19 protein-coding genes are annotated in these 16,672 nt (G+C 71.5%); 10 read left to right on the forward strand and 9 right to left on the reverse strand.

The features are described from left to right. Positions 1-30: 30 nt before the first annotated feature. From ABD086_RS00505 to trxA, 3 genes are all read left to right on the forward strand, one after another. A complete protein-coding gene (locus ABD086_RS00505) occupies positions 31-684 on the forward strand; it encodes a hypothetical protein (protein ID WP_343904677.1) in 654 nt (217 codons plus the stop codon). An 84-nt stretch (positions 685-768) separates the two neighbouring features. Then, positions 769-1,791 (forward strand): thioredoxin-disulfide reductase, encoded by a 1,023-nt coding sequence (gene trxB, locus ABD086_RS00510; protein WP_343904678.1) that lies wholly within the window; start codon positions 769-771, stop codon positions 1,789-1,791. 95 nt (positions 1,792-1,886) lie between these two features. Next, positions 1,887-2,213 (forward strand): thioredoxin, encoded by a 327-nt coding sequence (trxA, locus tag ABD086_RS00515; RefSeq protein WP_343904680.1) that lies wholly within the window; start codon positions 1,887-1,889, stop codon positions 2,211-2,213. A gap of 93 nt (positions 2,214-2,306) precedes the next feature. On the opposite strand, the gene ABD086_RS00520 is transcribed toward trxA, so the two are convergent. Then, positions 2,307-2,960: a GNAT family N-acetyltransferase gene (locus ABD086_RS00520; RefSeq protein WP_343904681.1), complete on the reverse strand. Its 654-nt coding sequence runs from the start codon at positions 2,958-2,960 to the stop codon at positions 2,307-2,309. 61 nt (positions 2,961-3,021) lie between these two features. Here ABD086_RS00520 and ABD086_RS00525 point away from each other — a divergent pair, with 61 nt between their 5' ends. Then, a complete protein-coding gene (locus ABD086_RS00525; protein ID WP_343904682.1) occupies positions 3,022-4,236 on the forward strand; it encodes a pyridoxal phosphate-dependent aminotransferase in 1,215 nt (404 codons plus the stop codon). Between the two features lie 11 nt (positions 4,237-4,247). Beyond that, entirely contained in the window at positions 4,248-4,988 is a 741-nt protein-coding gene (locus ABD086_RS00530) for a lysophospholipid acyltransferase family protein (protein ID WP_343904683.1), read from the forward strand. A gap of 60 nt (positions 4,989-5,048) precedes the next feature. Here ABD086_RS00530 and ABD086_RS00535 read toward each other — a convergent pair whose 3' ends face one another. From ABD086_RS00535 to rpmH, 8 genes are all read right to left on the reverse strand, one after another. Continuing rightward, positions 5,049-6,005 carry a ParB/RepB/Spo0J family partition protein gene (locus ABD086_RS00535; protein ID WP_343904684.1) on the reverse strand — a complete coding sequence of 319 codons (957 nt, stop codon included), beginning with the start codon at positions 6,003-6,005 and terminating at the stop codon, positions 5,049-5,051. Between the two features lie 49 nt (positions 6,006-6,054). Continuing rightward, positions 6,055-6,996: a ParA family protein gene (locus tag ABD086_RS00540; protein WP_343904685.1), complete on the reverse strand. Its 942-nt coding sequence runs from the start codon at positions 6,994-6,996 to the stop codon at positions 6,055-6,057. A 122-nt stretch (positions 6,997-7,118) separates the two neighbouring features. After that, positions 7,119-7,766 carry a 16S rRNA (guanine(527)-N(7))-methyltransferase RsmG gene (gene rsmG / locus ABD086_RS00545; protein ID WP_343904686.1) on the reverse strand — a complete coding sequence of 216 codons (648 nt, stop codon included), beginning with the start codon at positions 7,764-7,766 and terminating at the stop codon, positions 7,119-7,121. A gap of 75 nt (positions 7,767-7,841) precedes the next feature. Further along, complete coding sequence (locus ABD086_RS00550; RefSeq protein WP_343904687.1) at positions 7,842-8,402, reverse strand: Jag family protein; 561 nt, start codon at positions 8,400-8,402, stop codon at positions 7,842-7,844. After that, positions 8,395-9,357: a membrane protein insertase YidC gene (gene yidC, locus ABD086_RS00555; protein ID WP_425571514.1), complete on the reverse strand. Its 963-nt coding sequence runs from the start codon at positions 9,355-9,357 to the stop codon at positions 8,395-8,397. The genes ABD086_RS00550 and yidC overlap by 8 nt, the downstream gene beginning before the upstream one ends. Before the next feature lie 36 nt (positions 9,358-9,393). Then, positions 9,394-9,672 (reverse strand): membrane protein insertion efficiency factor YidD, encoded by a 279-nt coding sequence (gene yidD, locus ABD086_RS00560; RefSeq protein WP_343904689.1) that lies wholly within the window; start codon positions 9,670-9,672, stop codon positions 9,394-9,396. After that, the gene (gene rnpA / locus ABD086_RS00565) at positions 9,669-10,022 is read right to left on the reverse strand and encodes a ribonuclease P protein component (protein ID WP_343904690.1); all 354 of its coding nucleotides are present in this window, start codon (positions 10,020-10,022) and stop codon (positions 9,669-9,671) included. The genes yidD and rnpA overlap by 4 nt, the downstream gene beginning before the upstream one ends. A 31-nt stretch (positions 10,023-10,053) precedes the next feature. Continuing rightward, on the reverse strand, positions 10,054-10,191 hold the full coding sequence (gene rpmH / locus ABD086_RS00570) for a 50S ribosomal protein L34 (RefSeq protein WP_011758123.1): 138 nt from the start codon (positions 10,189-10,191) through the stop codon (positions 10,054-10,056). A gap of 531 nt (positions 10,192-10,722) precedes the next feature. Between rpmH and dnaA the strand changes: the two genes are divergently transcribed. From dnaA to ABD086_RS00595, 5 genes are all read left to right on the forward strand, one after another. Then, on the forward strand, positions 10,723-12,246 hold the full coding sequence (gene dnaA, locus ABD086_RS00575) for a chromosomal replication initiator protein DnaA (RefSeq protein WP_343904698.1): 1,524 nt from the start codon (positions 10,723-10,725) through the stop codon (positions 12,244-12,246). Positions 12,247-12,625: 379 nt separating this feature from the next. Further along, on the forward strand, positions 12,626-13,762 hold the full coding sequence (dnaN, locus tag ABD086_RS00580) for a DNA polymerase III subunit beta (protein WP_343904700.1): 1,137 nt from the start codon (positions 12,626-12,628) through the stop codon (positions 13,760-13,762). A 21-nt stretch (positions 13,763-13,783) separates the two neighbouring features. After that, positions 13,784-14,695 carry a phosphogluconate dehydrogenase (NAD(+)-dependent, decarboxylating) gene (gene gnd, locus ABD086_RS00585; RefSeq protein ID WP_343905304.1) on the forward strand — a complete coding sequence of 304 codons (912 nt, stop codon included), beginning with the start codon at positions 13,784-13,786 and terminating at the stop codon, positions 14,693-14,695. Positions 14,696-14,826: 131 nt separating this feature from the next. Next, complete coding sequence (gene recF / locus ABD086_RS00590; RefSeq protein WP_343904702.1) at positions 14,827-15,942, forward strand: DNA replication/repair protein RecF; 1,116 nt, start codon at positions 14,827-14,829, stop codon at positions 15,940-15,942. Further along, the gene (locus ABD086_RS00595; protein ID WP_343904704.1) at positions 15,932-16,462 is read left to right on the forward strand and encodes a DciA family protein; all 531 of its coding nucleotides are present in this window, start codon (positions 15,932-15,934) and stop codon (positions 16,460-16,462) included. The genes recF and ABD086_RS00595 overlap by 11 nt, the downstream gene beginning before the upstream one ends. Positions 16,463-16,672 lie beyond the last annotated feature (210 nt).

Here is a 16,672-nt window from a genome sequence, read left to right on the forward strand (position 1 = left end):
GCACCCAGAGCACACGAGGAGGTGACACCCATGTCCGAGGAGGACCAGATCCGTCGGCTGCTCGCCGACGCGCGGCACGACGAGCCGATCCCGCCCGACGTCGCCGGCCGGCTGGACGGGGTGCTCGCCGACCTCCGGGCGGACCGTCCGGTCCGCCCCGTCGTCACCGACCTGGCCGCCGCCCGCCGCCGGCGCCGGGTGCGCACCCTGCTGGTCGCCGCGGCCGCGGTCGTCGTCGCCGGCATCGGCGTCGACCAGCTCCGCGGCGCGGACCTGTCCGGCGGCGGCGACGCCGCGGGCGGCTCCGCCACCTCGAACGAGCGGCCCGAGATCGCGTCGCAGGACGGCGCGGGCGGCGGCAGCGCGTCGTCCGCCGAGGCCCCGGTCCCCGGGCAGGCCGGAGCCGCCGTCCGGCTCGACTCCGACCGGTTCACGCGCCAGGTCGCCCGTCTCCAGGGCGACGTCCGCGCGGCGCTCAACGCGACGACCGACACCCGCCTGTTGTACTCCTACAAGAGCGCCCGCTGCCGGGCACCCGGGAGCGGCCGCAAGGTCCCCGTGACGTACGACGGCGCGCCCGGCGTGCTGGTCTTCCGGCCGCCCACCCGTGACTCCCAGGTCGTCGACCTGATCCTCTGCGGTCACGAGGGCATCACCCGCACCATCACCCTCCCCGCGCCCTAGCCCGGGAAGATTCCTCACCTACGATCGGTTGTACCGGCTGCCTTCCGGCTACCCGGCACCGACCTCCGAGGGGACCCGCACTCCATGACCGACGTCCGCGATGTGATCGTCATCGGCTCCGGCCCGTCCGGCTACACCGCCGCGCTCTACACGGCCCGGGCCAACCTGAAGCCGCTCGTCTTCGAGGGCTCGGTCACCGCCGGTGGCGCGCTGATGAACACCACCGAGGTCGAGAACTTCCCGGGCTTCCGCGACGGCATCATGGGCCCGGCCCTGATGGACGAGATGCGCGCCCAGGCCGAGCGGTTCGGCGCCGAGCTGGTCCCCGACGACGTCGTCGAGGTCGAGCTGACCGGCTCGGGGCCCGACGGCCTCAAGACCGTGAAGACGGCCACCGACACCTACCAGGCCCGCGCGGTGATCCTCGCGATGGGCTCGGGCTACCGCAAGCTGGGCCTGCCGCGCGAGGAGGAGCTCTCCGGCCGCGGGGTGTCGTGGTGCGCCACCTGCGACGGCTTCTTCTTCCGCGACCAGCACATCGCGGTCGTCGGCGGCGGTGACTCCGCGATCGAGGAGGCGACGTTCCTCACCCGCTTCGGCTCGAAGGTGTCGCTGATCGTGCGCCGCGACGAGCTGCGCGCCTCGAAGATCATGCAGGAGCGGGCGTTCGCCGACCCGAAGCTGGAGATCCTCTGGAACTCCGTCGTGGAGGAGATCAACGGCGCGGACCGCCTCGAGTCGCTCACGCTGAAGGACACCGTCACCGGCGAGACGCGCAACCTGCCCGCCACCGGCCTGTTCATCGCGATCGGGCACGACCCGCGGTCGGAGCTCCTGCACGGCCAGGTCGAGCTCGACCCGAACGGCTACGTGATCGCCAGCCACCCGTCGACCGGCACCAACCTGCCGGGCGTCTTCGCAGCCGGCGACCTGGTCGACCACCACTACCGGCAGGCGATCACCGCCGCCGGCACCGGCTGCGCCGCGGCCCTGGACGCCGAGCGCTTCCTCGCCGAGCTCGAGCACGTCGCCAAGAACCCGGCCGACGCCCAGGCGCGCGCCGACGCCGAGATGGTCACCGAGGCGGTCCAGACGGCCGGGGCCTGACGCGGACGGCCGGACCGCACTCCGGGAACAACCGTCCCCGGGCTGCTGTTGACTGTGATCAGACCTCCGAGTTCACCCTTCGAAAGGAACCCCCTGTGGGCAACATCAACGCCGTGACCGACGCCGAGTTCGACGTGCAGGTCCTCAAGTCCGACAAGCCGGTCCTCGTGGACTTCTGGGCGGAGTGGTGCGGCCCGTGCCGCCAGGTCGCCCCGATCCTCGACGAGATCGCCTCCGCCCACGGTGACAAGATCACGTTCCTCAAGATGAACGTGGACGAGAACCCCGTGACCCCGTCCAACTACCGGGTCACCGGCATCCCGACGATCAACGTCTACCAGGGCGGCGAGGTCGTGAAGACCATCGTCGGCGCCCGGCCGAAGGCGACGCTCCTCAACGAGCTCGCCGAGTACATCGCGTAGCTGGTCGTCGGCCCCGCTGACTGGATCTCGACACGCCGGTCGCGACGTCGTTCCTCCGTCGCGCGGCTCGCTCGATCACCATCAGTCGGTCCGCTAGCGCGGCCCGACTCGCGAGGCCCGGGTCGCCTTCGGCGCCGGGCCTCGCGCCGATTTCGGGGCCGGTCGCAGCGTGCCGACCAGCCGCTCGATCGCGGCCTCGACCTCGTCGCGCCAGGTCACCGCGGTGCGCAGGTCCATCCGCAGCCGCGGGTAGCGCGGGTGCGGGCGGTGCGTCTTGAACCCGACGCCGCCGAGGAAGTCCACCGGCACCACGCAGTGCCCGGCGCGGCCCCGGGCGTCGCCGAACGCCTCGACGGCCCCCACCCCGCCGCGCTTGATCAGGTCGCGGGCCATGCCCTGCACCAGCATCCGGCCGAGCCCGCCCCCGCGGTACGCCGGCTCGACGTACGCCATCGTCATCAGCACCGCGTCCGGCGACACCGGCGCCGTGGGGAACCCGGCCGCACCCGGGACGAACGCCTCGGGTGCGTAGACGACGTACCCGACCGGACGGTCGTCGACCAGCGCGACCCGGCCGCACGAGCCCCACTCGCGCAGCACGTGCGACACCCAGGCGTCCTTCTCGGCGCGCGGATCGGACACCCGCTCGCGGCGCACCGGGTCCAGCTCCCAGAACAGGCAGGCGCGGCACGGCGCGCGCAGCGCCTCGAGGTGGTCCAGCGTCAGCCGGACGATCTTGCGCGACATCACACCTCCGTCCCCTGGCACCCCCGCAGCCATGGTAGGCCCGGCCTGCGAGGATGTCCGCGTGCGCAAGATCCGACAGAGCCGGAAGCTGCAGAACGTCCGCTACGACGTACGCGGGCCGATCCTCGTCGAGGCGCAGCGCCTGGAGGCCGAGGGCCACCACATCCTCAAGCTGAACATCGGCAACACCGCGCCGTTCGGCTTCGAGGCCCCCGAGGCGATCGTGGCCGACATGGTGCACCACCTGCCGGAGTCGCAGGGCTACAGCGACAGCCAGGGCATCTACCCCGCACGCACGGCCGTCGCGCAGTACTACCAGAGCCACGGCCTGCGCGACGTCGGCGTCGACGACGTGTTCATCGGCAACGGTGTCTCCGAGCTGATCACGATGGTGCTCCAGGCGTTCCTGGACGACGGGAACGAGATCCTGGTGCCGGCGCCGGACTACCCGCTGTGGACCGGCGCGATCACGCTGTCCGGCGGCACCGCGGTGCACTACGACTGCGACGAGAGCAACGGCTGGAACCCCGACCTCGCCGAGGTCGAGTCCAAGATCACCGAGAACACCCACGGCTTGGTGATCATCAACCCGAACAACCCGACCGGCGCGGTCTACAGCGAGGCGACGGTCCGGGGCCTGGTCGACATCGCCCGGCGGCACCAGCTGGTGGTCTTCGCCGACGAGATCTACGAGAAGATCATCTTCGACGACGCGGTGCACCACCACGCGGCGACGTACGCCGGCGACGACGTGCTCTGCCTGACGTTCAGCGGGCTCTCCAAGGCGTACCGCGTCTGCGGCTACCGGGCCGGCTGGGTGATGATCTCCGGCCCCAAGGAGAACGCCCTGGACTTCATCGAGGGCCTGACCCTGATCGCCAACATGCGGATGTGTGCGAACGTCCCGGCCCAGCACGCGATCCAGACCGCGCTCGGCGGCTACCAGTCGATCGAGGAGCTGATCGTGCCGGGTGGGCGGTTCTACGAGCAGAACAAGCTCGCCGACAAGCTGCTCAACGACATCCCCGGCGTCAGCAACGTCGCGCCGCGAGGCGCGCTGTACTGCTTCCCGCGCCTGGATCCGGCGGTCTACCCGATCGAGGACGACGAGTCGTTCGTGATCGACCTGCTCCGGGCCAAGAAGATCCTGGTCACGCACGGCACCGGCTTCAACTGGCCCCGCCCCGACCACTTCCGGCTGGTCACGCTGCCCGACGTCCACGTCCTGGAGGAGGCGATCGGCCGGATCGCCGAGTACCTCCAGGTCCGCTACTGAGAGCGAGTCCCGTGCGCGACCTGACCTACCCGCCGGTCATCTGGACCGCGAAGACCGCCTTCCGCGTGCTCGGCCAGCGGTTCCACATGACCGGCGTCGAGCACGTCCCGCGCTCCGGAGGCGTGCTGCTCGCCTACAACCACATCGGCTACGTCGACTTCGTGTACGGCGGCCTGGCCGCGAACCCGTCGGGCCGGCTGGTCCGCTTCATGGCCAAGCGCGAGCTCTTCACGCACCGGTACACCGGACCGCTGATGCGCTCGCTGCACCACATCGAGGTGGACCGCGGCGCGGGCGAGGCGTCCTACCGCACCGCGGTGGAGTACCTGCGCGCCGGTGAGGCGGTGGGCATCTTCCCGGAGGCCACGATCTCCCGATCGATGGAGCTCAAGGAGTTCAAGACGGGAGCGGTCCGGATCGCGGCGGAGGCCGGCGTCCCGCTGGTCCCGGTGATCCTCTGGGGCACCCAGCGGATGATGACCAAGGACCAGCCGAAGGACTTCTCGCGCGGGAAGACGATCGCGATCCGGGTGGGTGAGCCGCTGCACCCGACCGGCGCCGACCCCGTCGCCGAGACCGCGGAGCTGCGCGCCACGATGGCAGCGCTCCTGGACACCGCGATCCGCGAGTACCCCGCCGACGAGCAGCCGCCCGGCTGTTGGTGGCTGCCGGCCTCCTACGGCGGGTCGGCGCCCACCCCCGACGAGGCACTCCGCCTGGACGCCGAGGAGAAGGAGCGCCGGCGCCGGTAGGTCGGCGAGTCGCTTTGTCGACATACTGACTTACCGGTTTATCGCTCGCTGGCCTCTGGGTCAGATCGGCCGGTCGCTGCGGTTGCGCGGATCCATGATGTCGACGATGCGCTGGAGGTCGTCCAGCGAGGCGAACTCCACGGTGATCCGGCCCTTGCTGCGCCCGAGGTCCACCTTCACGCGGGTTTCGAAGCGGTCCGACAGTCGCTCGGCGAGGTCCACCAGGCCGGGCGCCACCGGCTTCCTGCGGGCCACCCGCGGGGCCGGGGAGCCCGGGTCGCGGACGGCGACGATCTCCTCCAGGCCCCGGACGCTGATGCCCTCCGCGACGACCCGCTGAGCCAGCCGGTCCTGCAGGTCCGCGTCGTCGATGGAGAGCAGGGCGCGGGCGTGGCCGGCCGAGAGCACCCCGGCGGCGACCCGGCGCTGGACCGCCGGTGACAGGTTGAGCAGCCGCAGCGTGTTGCTGATCTGTGGCCGGGACCGCCCGATCCGCGACGCCAGCTCCTCGTGGGTGCACCCGAAGTCGTCCAGCATCTGCCGGTACGCCGCGGCCTCCTCGAGCGGGTTGAGCTGGGAGCGGTGCAGGTTCTCCAGGAGCGCGTCGCGGAGCATGTCCACGTCGTCGGTCTCGCGGACGATCGCCGGGATCGTCTCCAGCCCGGCCTCCTGGGAGGCGCGCCACCGGCGCTCGCCCATGACCAGCTCGAAGTCCTCCGGGCCGTGGCGACGCACCACCACCGGCTGCAGCACGCCGATCTCGCGGATCGAGTGCACCAGCTCGGCCATCGCGTCCTCGTCGAAGACCTGCCGCGGCTGCACCCGGTTCGGCGTGATCTGGCCGACCGGCACCTCCGCGAAGTACGCGCCCTCGATCGGCGCGAGGTGCTCGGTCTCCGCCGCACCCACGGCGGCCGCGCTCGCCCGGGGGGCGTCGTCCGCCGGACCGGTGGGAATCAGGGAGCCCAGCCCGCGACCGAGCCCGCGGCGCTGCGGCGGGCGGTTGGCGGCGTTCACGCGGCGCTCCCGAGGCGAGGTGAGCGGAGCGCGTGGTTCGCTGGCGTGATCATGACGGTGCTCCCTTGATCGCGATCTCGCGCGCCGCCTCGAGGTAGGACAGCGCACCGGGCGATCCGGGATCGTAGGTCATCACGGTCTGGCCGTACGACGGCGCCTCCGACACCCGCACCGAGCGCGGGATCGTGGTCTTGAGGACCTGGTCCCCGAAGTGCTCCCGCACCTCCTCCGCGACGCCCGCGGCCAGGCGGGTGCGGGCGTCGTACATGGTCACCAGGATCGTCGACACGTCGAGCCCGGGGTTCAGGTGCGCCTTGACCATCTCGACGGTCTCCAGCAGCTGGCCCAGCCCCTCGAGGGCGTAGTACTCCGCCTGGATCGGGATCATCATCTCGTTGCCGGCGACGAGCGCGTTCAGCGTCAGCAGGCCGAGCGAGGGCGGGCAGTCGATCAGGACGTAGTCGAACCGGTCCTCGCCCGCCTCGGCCGCGGCCCCCACCTGCGGGTGTCCGTGGATGGCCTTGCGCAGCCGGCTCTCCCGGGCCACCACCGACACCAGCTCGATCTCGGCACCGGCCAGGTCGATGGTCGCGGGGACCACCATCAGGTTGTCCACCTCGGGGCTCGGGCTGGCGACCTCGGCGAGCGGGACTCCGTCGACGAGGGCGTCGTAGGTCGAGGCCACCCCCCGCCGGTGCTCGACACCGAGCGCGGTGGACGCGTTGCCCTGCGGATCGAGGTCGACGACGAGCACCCGCTGGCCGAGCTGGCCGAGCGCGGCGGCGACGTTCACCGTCGAGGTCGTCTTGCCGACCCCGCCCTTCTGGTTCGCCACCACGAAGATGCGGGTCCCCTCCGGCCGGGGCAGGGCCGGCCGCATCCGGGCGCCGTGCCGGGCCAGCACCACGTGCTCGGCCGCCCGCGCCAGCGGGGTGGAGTGGTCCTCGTCGAAGTGCGACGCGGCCACCGCGATGTCCTCCGCGGTGCGCACGCTCGGCGCGTCCGACGGCCACCCGGTGCCCGTTTCACGTGAAACATCGACCTGTGGAGGAACATCGTCCGTCTGTGGATAACTACGCTCAGGAGGCGTCCCGCCACCGGTGGAAAACTCGCTCAAGGCCGACGCCTCCGCTTCGACTTGCTCTTCGGTTCGGGTGCCGTAAGCGGCCAAGATACCCGGCCGGGATCGGCCCAGGCCACCCGGACCGCGACCGTGGTGGACGGCACGACGCCCTCCCCCAGGACCAGCACCTCCGGTTCGGCGCAGCCCATCTGCTCCAGCACCGGGCGCGCCCCCTCGATCTCCTCGCGGATCGACGAGCCCTTCATCGCCACGAGGGCACCGGACGGTTCGACCAGCGGCATCGACCAGCCGAGCAGCCGGTCCAGGGGCGCCACCGCCCGGGACGTCACCACCGCGAAGCGGCGGCGCCCGTGCAGCGCGTCCGCCCGGCCCCGCACCACCTCGACGTGGTCGAGACCGAGCGCCTCGACCGCCTCCTCGAGAAACGTCGTCCGGCGCAGCAGCGGCTCGACCAGCGTCACCCGCAGGTCCGCCCGCGCGATCGCCAGGACCAGGCCGGGGAGGCCGGCCCCGGACCCGATGTCGCAGACCGTCGAACCCGGCGGGAGCAGGTCCGCGAGCAGCGCGCAGTTCACCAGGTGCCGGTCCCACAGCCGCGGCGCCTCCCGGGGGCCGATCAGGCCACGGACGACGCCGTCGGTCGCGAGCAGCTCGGCGTAGCGCTCCGCGAGCGGCATCCGGTCAGACGGAAACACCCTCCGCGCCACCTCGGGCACGGAGGGCGTTTCACGTGAAACATCACTCATCCAGGATCACCCGGGGAGCACCACCACGTAGCGCCGGGGCTCGACGCCCTCCGACTCCGAGGTCAGGCCGGCGGCCGCGACGGCGTCGTGCACGACCTTGCGCTCGAACGGCGACATCGGGGACAGTGAGACCGGCTCGCCCGACTCCCGGACCCGGGCCACGGTGTCCTCGGCGAGCTTCACCAGCTCCGCCCGGCGCTCGGCCCGGTAGCCGGAGATGTCCAGCATCAGCCGCGACCGCTCACCGGTCTCGCGGTAGACGGCGAGCCGGGTGAGCTCCTGCAGCGCGTCCAGCACCTCGCCCTTGGCGCCCACCAGCTGGGAGAGGTCGGCGCCGACGATCGAGACCGCGGCCCGGTCACCGTCGACGTCCATGTCCAGGTCGCCGTCGAGGTCCGCGATGTCGAGCAGCTCCTCGAGGTAGTCCGCCGCGATGTCTCCCTCCTGCTCGAGCTGCTGGATCCGCGACCCGGCCGCGACCGGGTGGTCCTGCTCGTCGCCGTCGATCTCGGCGGTCTCGGCGGTCTCGGCCTCGGCGGTCTCGATGTCGTGCGGGGCGTCAGTCATTCGTGCCTCCCTCGGGCTTCGGGGCGGGCCGCGGCCCGCTGGACTTCTTGCGCTTCTCGCGCGACTGCTTCTTGGGCTGCTGGCGCTGCTGCGGCCGGCGCTCCGGCTCGGGCTCCTCGACCGGAGCGGCCTCCACGACCTTGCCGTGCTTCTGCGCCTTCAGCCGGTCACGCTCCTCCTTGGCCTTCGCGGCCGACGTGCCGGGGGCCGGGTTGTTCCGGATCACGTAGAACTGCTGACCCATCGTCCACAGGTTGGAGGTGGTCCAGTAGAACAGCACGCCGATCGGGAACGCGATGCCACCGACGGCGAACACGACCGGGAGCACGTAGAGGAGCAGCTTCTGCTGCTGCGCGTACGGCCCGGTGAGCGCGTCCGGCGGCATGTTCTTGCTCATCAGCTGGCGCTGGGTGGTGAACGTCGTGGCCGTCATCGCGACGACCAGCAGCGCGGCCACGACCTGCACGGCGATCGACCCGCCGCTCTGCAGGAAGGTCGCCTTCAGCGGGATCACCCCGAACAGCTCGGCGCTGCCGAAGCTCTTCGCCAGGTCCGTGGTGAGGAACGCGATCCCGGAGCCGTTGGCGGCGTGGTGGTCCAGCAGCCGGAACAGCGCCAGGAAGATCGGCATCTGGATCAGGATCGGCAGGCAGGAGGCGAACGGGTTCGTGCCGCTCTCCCGGTACAGCTTCATCGTCTCCTGGGCGAGACGCTCCCGGTCGTGGCCGTACTTCTTCTGCAGCTCCTTGACCTTGGGCTGGATCAGCTGCATGTTCCGGCTGGACTTGATCTGCTTCACGAACAGCGGGATCAGCGCGGCGCGCACGGTCAGCGTCAGGCCGATGATCGACAGCACCCACGTGGCGCCGCCGTGCGGGTTCATCTGCAGGATGTTCGTCAGCGCCCAGTGCCAGGCGACGAGGACGGCGGAGATGGCGTAGTACAGCGGCGTCATGATGAAGTGGCCGATGTCGCCGAGGAATCCCACGGATCAGGCTCCTTGCTGGGGTGAGGGAGATGAGCCCGCGCGCAGGCGGGAGGGCCGAGGCGGGACCGGGTCGTAGCCGCCGGCGGCCCACGGGTGGCAGCGCGCCAGGCGGCGGACCGCCAGCCAGGTCCCGACCACGCTGCCGCGCTCCGTGACCGCCTCGAGCGCGTACGCCGAGCAGGACGGGTGGTAGCGGCAGACCTGGCCGTAGAGCGGGCTGATCAGCAGCCGGTAGGTGCGCAGGAACCCGATCAGTGCCCAGCGCAGCGGGTCGTACCTCACGCGTCCACCTCCTGGACCTGCACCCGACGGAGGCAACGTGCGAGGTCGGCGCCGAGTTCCGCCGCCGAGGCGGACCCGGCGGCCGGGAGGGCCCGGACCACGAGCACGGCAGAGCCCGGGAGCGACGAGACGTGCTCCCGGGCCAGGTGTCGAAGTCGGCGCTTCACGCGATTGCGGAGGACGGCGTTCCCCACGGCCTTGCTGACCACGAAGCCCACCCGCGGCGGCCCGTCCCCCGAGGGAGAGGTCGCCAGATGCACCACGACGGTGCGCGTCCCGCTGCGCCGGCCCGTGCGGACCGCTTCGCGGAACGACGCACCGTCGGTGAGGCGGTGAGCCGGGGGCAGCACGCGGCTGGCCTGGGTCCGGCCTGCCGGGCCGTCAGACGGCGAGGCTCTTGCGGCCCTTGCGGCGGCGCGAGGACAGGATCGCGCGGCCGGCGCGGGTGCGCATGCGCAGGCGGAACCCGTGCACCTTGTGACGGCGGCGGTTGTTCGGCTGGTACGTACGCTTGCTCACGAGCTTCTCTCCATGGTGTTGTCAGGGCAGCCACACCGGGCCGGAGCGGCGGCGCTCAGTCGGGCCCCGAGGGGGCCCTTTCGGCTGGCACCGCGCACCCACGAACGACCGCGCTGAGGCTGCTCTGTCGTGGACATGCGGCACCGGTCGACACCGGGTGACCGAGCAACGGTACGCGCAGCCGATCCACAGGGTCAAACCGGCGTGCGGGCCCTGTCAGACTACCTGTGGATGACGGGTTGCCGCGGCCCGCGGCGGCTTGTTACGTTCGCCGGCAACGAGGTTCCCCGCCACCCGGGGAACGGCCCGGGACACCAGCGGTTGTGACGACCGACACACTCGCGCCGACAGGCCGCTGACCTGCAGGAACACCCGTCCCGGACGCTTCCGACGGTGGTCTCGGACCGGTCTCTTCCACAGCGGGGAGGTCGGGTTCACAACCTGTGGACAAAGTTGTGGACGTACGACGGAGCCCCCGTCGCCCCGGAACTCGCACGGTTCTCCTGCGCGAGGGGCGGCAGGTCCCGGACGATGTCGCCATCGTCGGGGCCGACCGGGCGCCGAACGACCAGCACTGACCAGAAAGCGGGAACGGTGGAGCAGAGCACCTCGGACCTCAGCCCGGACCTTCAGACCGCCTGGCGCGGCGTGGTCGACGATCTCCAACCGAACCAGCGCGCCTGGCTGCGCGCCAGTGAGCCGGTGACCCTCCACGAGAGCACCGCGATCGTCGCCGTCCCCAACGACTTCACCCGCAACCAGCTCGAGGGCCGGCTGCGGGCCCAGCTGGAGGACGCGCTCACCGTGCGGTTCGGCCGCGAGATCCGGATCGCGGTCACCGTGAACCCGGCGCTCGAGGACACGGCGCCGCCGGTGCCCGTGCCGGGACTCGAAGAAGTGACAAGTCGAGATGTCAACATGTCGACAAATGCGGTGCCCGAGGTTCCGGCCCGGCCGACGCCGCCCAGCCCCGTCGAGCCGCCCCTCGACGCGGTCGGCACCCGGCCCACCGCCCTGGAGACCCGGCTCAACCCCAAGTACACGTTCGAGACCTTCGTCATCGGCTCGTCCAACCGGTTCCCGCACGCGGCCGCCGTCGCGGTCGCCGAGGCACCGGGCAAGGCGTACAACCCGCTGCTGGTCTACGGCGACTCGGGGCTCGGCAAGACCCACCTCCTGCACGCGATCGGCCACTACGTCCGCTCGCTCTACACCGGGGCGAAGGTCCGGTACGTGTCGAGCGAGGAGTTCACCAACGAGTTCATCAACGCGATCCGCGACGACCGGCAGGACCGCTTCAAGCGGCGCTACCGCGACGTCGACGTGCTGCTCATCGACGACATCCAGTTCCTGGAGGGCAAGACCCAGACCCAGGAGGAGTTCTTCCACACGTTCAACACGCTGCACAACGCGAACAAGCAGATCGTGCTGACGTCCGACCGCGCGCCCAAGCGGCTCGAGGCGCTCGAGGACCGGCTCCGCAACCGGTTCGAGTGGGGCCTGATCACCGACGTCCAGCCGCCGGACCTGGAGACCCGCATCGCGATCCTGCGCAAGAAGGCGGCGATGGACCGGCTCACCGCTCCCCCGGACGTGCTGGAGTTCATCGCCTCGAAGATCCAGACGAACATCCGCGAGCTCGAGGGCGCGCTGATCCGGGTCACCGCGTTCGCGAACCTGAACCGCCAGGAGGTCGACATGACCCTGGCCGAGATCGTGCTCAAGGACCTGATCCCCGAGGGCGGCGAGCCCGAGATCACCGCGGCGCTGATCATCGCCCAGACGGCGGCGTACTTCGGGCTCTCGATCGACGAGCTGACCGGTCCCAGCCGCGGCCGGCACCTGGTCATGGCCCGCCAGATCGCCATGTACCTGTGCCGCGAGCTCACCGACCTGTCGCTGCCGAAGATCGGCGCGCAGTTCGGCAACCGCGACCACACGACGGTCATGTACGCCGACCGCAAGATCAACCAGCTCCTCGCCGAGCGCCGCGCGGTGTTCAACCAGGTCTCCGAGCTGACCAACCGGATCAAGATGCAGGCCCGCCAGGTCTGACCGCCGAACCCTCCGGACGCTGTGGAGGACGTGTGGTTCGCCGACCGCCGGCCCGGGAGAGCCTGTGGACGAAGCAGCACACGAATCCGGCGGCCCCACGCCGCTCCACACGCCGCGCGACGTCCTCATTTGTCGTTCCACAGCCCCTGTGGAACCCGAATCGCCCGACTGACCTGCGAGAACACCGGTTCTCCACAGTGTCCACCGACGCTATGACTCCCACGTACCTCCCACCAGATCGATCGCCCGTGAACATCCATCCGGGCCCCTTCCTGGGGACAACTCCCGCCCGTCGGTCCCGCATGGCAGGATTCGCATCCCGAGAACTCGTGTCGTGCTCCCCGACGACAGACCCGACATTCGACCCGAAGGAACCATCGTGAAGTTCCGCGTCGAGCGTGACGTGCTCGCCGATGCCGTCGCGTGGGCTGCCCGCAGCCTCCCGGTCCGTCCCAGCGTCCCGGTCCTCGCCGGCCTGCTCATCGAGGCCAGCGACGACGGCCTGGTGCTCTCGACCTTCGACTACGAGACGTCGGCCCGCGCGACGCTCAGCGCCCAGGTCAACGACGAGGGCAAGGCCCTGGTCAGCGGCCGCCTGCTCGCCGACATCTGCCGCAGCCTCCCGGACAAGCCGGTCGACATGGTGCTCGACGGTGCGCGGGTGTCGCTGACCTGCGGATCCGCCCGGTTCAGCCTCCAGACCATGCCCGTCGACGACTACCCGTCGCTGCCGGACATGCCCTCGGCCACCGGAACCGTCGACGCCGAGGAGTTCGCCCACGCGGTCGCCCAGGCCGTCACGGCCGCCGGCCGCGACGACATGCTGCCGGTGCTGACCGGCGTCCGGATCGAGATCGACGGCAGCACGATCTCGCTGCTGGCGACCGACCGGTTCCGGCTCTCCCACCGGGAGCTCCCCTGGAACCCGCGCACGCCCGACGAGTCGGCCGCCGCGCTCGTTCCGGCGCGGGTACTCGGCGACACCGCCAAGTCGCTCACCGCCGGTGGCGAGGTCACGATCGCGCTCGCGACCACCGGCACCGGCGAGGGCATCATCGGCTTCGAGGGCCAGGCACCCGGCGGCGTCCGCCGCACGACGACGCGGCTGCTGGACGGTGAGTTCCCCAAGGTCCGCAGCCTGTTCCCCAGCGAGCACCAGACCACGGCGCTCGTCGACAAGGCCGCGCTCGTGGAGTCGGTCAAGCGCGTCTCGTTGGTCGCGGAGCGCAACACCGCGGTGCAGCTGGCGTTCAGCGACGGTGTGCTGACCCTCGACGCCGGGTCCGGTGACGAGGCTCAGGCGTCGGAGTCGATCGAGGCGACCATCGACGGCGAGGACATCACGACGGGCTTCAACCCGCAGTTCCTCCTCGACGGCCTGACCGCGATCGACCAGCCGGTCGTCGAGCTGGCGTTCACGCAGGCCTCCAAGCCGGTCGTCATCAGCGGCCGCGCCGACGGCGGCGAGGACGCGCCGTTCCGCTACCTGCTGATGCCGCGCCGGCTCCTCTCCTGACCCAGACGTCTCCCACCTAGGCTGGCCGGTATGGACATCGGACTCGTCGGACTCGGCAAGATGGGCGGCAACATGCGGACGCGGCTGCGCGACGCGGGGCACACGGTGGTCGGCTACGACCGCAACCCCGACCTCGCCGACGCCGACAGCCTGGCGGTGATGGTCGACCGGCTGCCCTCCCCGAAGGTGGTCTGGGTGATGGTCCCGGCCGGCGACCCGACCCGCGACACCATCCGCGAGCTCGGCGAGCTGCTCGGGGAGGGCGACCTCGTGGTCGATGGCGGCAACTCGAAGTGGACCGACGACCAGGCGAACGCCGCGATGCTCGCCGAGAAGGGCATCGGCTTCGTCGACTGCGGCGTCTCCGGCGGCGTGTGGGGCCAGCAGAACGGCTACGCGCTGATGTGCGGCGGCTCCGACGAGGACGTCGCGAAGGTGCGGCCGGCGTTCGACGCGCTGAAGCCGGCCGAGGGCGGGTTCGTGCACGCCGGCAAGAAGCCCGGCGCCGGGCACTTCGCCAAGATGGTCCACAACGGCATCGAGTACGCGATGATGCAGAGCTACGCCGAGGGCTGGGAGCTCCTGGAGAAGGCCGACCTCGTCGACAACGTCGCGGAGGTCTTCGACTCCTGGCGCTCCGGGACCGTGATCCGCTCCTGGCTGCTCGACCTGCTGGTGGCCGCGCTGGAGGAGGACCAGCACCTCGACAAGATCGCCGGGTGGGCCGACGACTCCGGTGAGGGTCGCTGGACGGTCCAGGCCGCGATCGACCTCGCCGTACCGGTGCCCGCCATCGCCGCGTCCCTGTTCGCGCGCTTCAGCTCCCGCCAGGACGACAGCCCCGCGATGAAGGCGGTGGCCGCGATGCGCAACCAGTTCGGCGGCCACGCCACCCGCACCGAGCCGCCGGTCGGAGGAGATGCAGGTGCCTGATGCGGAGAGCTGCGCGCGAGCGAAGCGAGCCAGCGCAGCCGTAGCCGAGTCGGTGGAAGCGGAGCGCAGCGACGCGAGCACCGCATGGCGCCGACTCGGCAGGCGCTAGAAGCCCGGAAGCCGACCACCCTGTGTACGTCTCGCACCTGACCCTCCACGACTTCCGCTCGTACGCGTCCGCCGACGTCGCGCTCGAGCCGGGGGTCACCGCGTTCATCGGGCGCAACGGTCAGGGCAAGACGAACCTCGTCGAGGCGATCGACTACCTCTCCCGGCTGGCGTCGCACCGGGTCGCGACCGACGCACCGCTGATCCGCGCCGGGGCCGACCAGGCGGTGGTCCGCGCGGCCGTGGTCCGGGACGGGCGGACGGCGGTGCTCGAGGTCGAGCTCAACCCCGGGAAGTCCAACCGGGCGCGGATCAACCGGTCGCCCCTCCCCCGGGCCCGCGAGCTGGTCGGCCTGGTGCGGACCGTGGTCTTCTCGCCCGAGGACCTGACCCTGGTCAAGGGCGACCCGAGCGATCGACGGAAGTTCCTCGACGACCTGCTGGTGCTGCGCACCCCGCGGCTGGCCGGCGTCCGCTCCGACTACGACCGGGTGCTCCGGCAGCGCAACTCGCTGCTCAAGACCGCGCGGCTGAGCAAGGGCGCGCTCGACACGCTCGGCGTGTGGGACGCCCACCTCGCGCGCACCGGCGCCGAGCTGCTCGCCGAGCGGATCGCGCTCGTCGACGCGCTGCGCCCGTACGTCGGCAAGGCGTACGAGACCGTCGCCCGCGGCGCCACCCGGGACGACGCCGACGTCGAGTACAAGCCGTCGTTCGACCTCGAGGGCCGCACGGAGCGCGACGACCTGACCGAGGCGCTGCTCGCAGAGGTCGAGCGCCGGCGCGGCGACGAGCTGGACCGCGGGATCTCGCTGGTCGGCCCGCACCGCGACGAGCTGCTGCTGCGGCTCGGCGAGCTCCCGGTCAAGGGGTACGCCTCGCACGGGGAGTCCTGGTCGTTCGCGCTGGCGCTGCGGCTGGCGTCGTACGACCTGCTCCGCGCCGACGGCGACGACCCGATCCTCATCCTCGACGACGTGTTCGCCGAGCTCGACACCGAGCGGCGCGCCCAGCTCGCCGACCTGGTCGCGGGCGCCGAGCAGGTGCTGGTGACCGCGGCGGTGGCCGCCGACGTGCCCGCGGCGCTGGCCGGTGTGCGGTACGCCGTCGCGAACGGCGAGGTCGTCCGTGAGCAGTGACGAGCCCGGGATCCCGGAGGCACCCGAGCACCGGGACGACGGCCTCGACCTGGCGCGGGCGCTGACCCGCGCGACGGCCAAGGCGTCGCCGGCCGCGCGGAAGAAGCTGCGCAAGAAGGACACCCCGCGGCGTGGCCGGGTCTCCGGCGCCCACCCCGACGACCGCGACCCGCAGCTGCTCGACGCCACCGTGAGCCGGCTGGTCGACGACCACGGCTGGGACCTCGACCTGCGGGTGCACGGCGTCTTCGGCCGCTGGGGGGAGCTGGTCGGCGGCGAGGTGGCGCAGCACTGCACCCCCGAGACGTTCGCCGACGGGCGGCTGGTGGTGCGCACCGACTCGACCGCGTGGGCCACCCAGCTGCGGCTGCTGACCCCCACGCTGGTCCGCCGACTCAACGAGGAGCTCGGCCACGGGACCGTGACCGTGATCGACGTCCAGGGCCCGCACCTGCCGACCTGGAAGAAGGGCCCGCGCTCGGTGCGCGACGGTCGCGGCCCGCGCGACACCTACGGCTGATCCGCTGACCGCGCCGGAGACGATCTGACGGCCGCTCCGACGTACAGGGCCCTGTCCGCACCCCTGTTCGTCCGCGTGAGCGGCGCGCAAGAGCCGCTCCGGGCCGGATTTCCTCCACAGACGCCCCACTCCTGTGGGGCAGGACGTGGAATCCGGCGTTCTGAGGGCTATCATGGACGTTGGCCGTCCAGCCCTCGTGCTGCGGCCTTC

Origin of the sequence: Nocardioides aquiterrae, from assembly GCF_039526625.1 — a bacterium.
In the GTDB taxonomy this organism is placed as follows: domain Bacteria; phylum Actinomycetota; class Actinomycetes; order Propionibacteriales; family Nocardioidaceae; genus Nocardioides; species Nocardioides aquiterrae.

Excerpts from the sequence above, each read along its gene's own strand:
- ABD086_RS00505 (WP_343904677.1), top strand. The coding sequence starts at position 31 with ATGTCCGAGGAGGACCAGATCCGTCGGCTGCTCGCCGACGCGCGGCAC.
- trxB (WP_343904678.1), top strand. The coding sequence starts at position 769 with ATGACCGACGTCCGCGATGTGATCGTCATCGGCTCCGGCCCGTCCGGC.
- ABD086_RS00520 (WP_343904681.1), bottom strand. The coding sequence starts at position 2,960 with ATGTCGCGCAAGATCGTCCGGCTGACGCTGGACCACCTCGAGGCGCTG.
- rsmG (WP_343904686.1), bottom strand. The coding sequence starts at position 7,766 with ATGCCGCTCGCGGAGCGCTACGCCGAGCTGCTCGCGACCGACGGCGTC.
- ABD086_RS00550 (WP_343904687.1), bottom strand. The coding sequence starts at position 8,402 with ATGACTGACGCCCCGCACGACATCGAGACCGCCGAGGCCGAGACCGCC.
- yidC (WP_425571514.1), bottom strand. The coding sequence starts at position 9,357 with ATGACGCCGCTGTACTACGCCATCTCCGCCGTCCTCGTCGCCTGGCAC.
- dnaA (WP_343904698.1), top strand. The coding sequence starts at position 10,723 with ATGTCGCCATCGTCGGGGCCGACCGGGCGCCGAACGACCAGCACTGAC.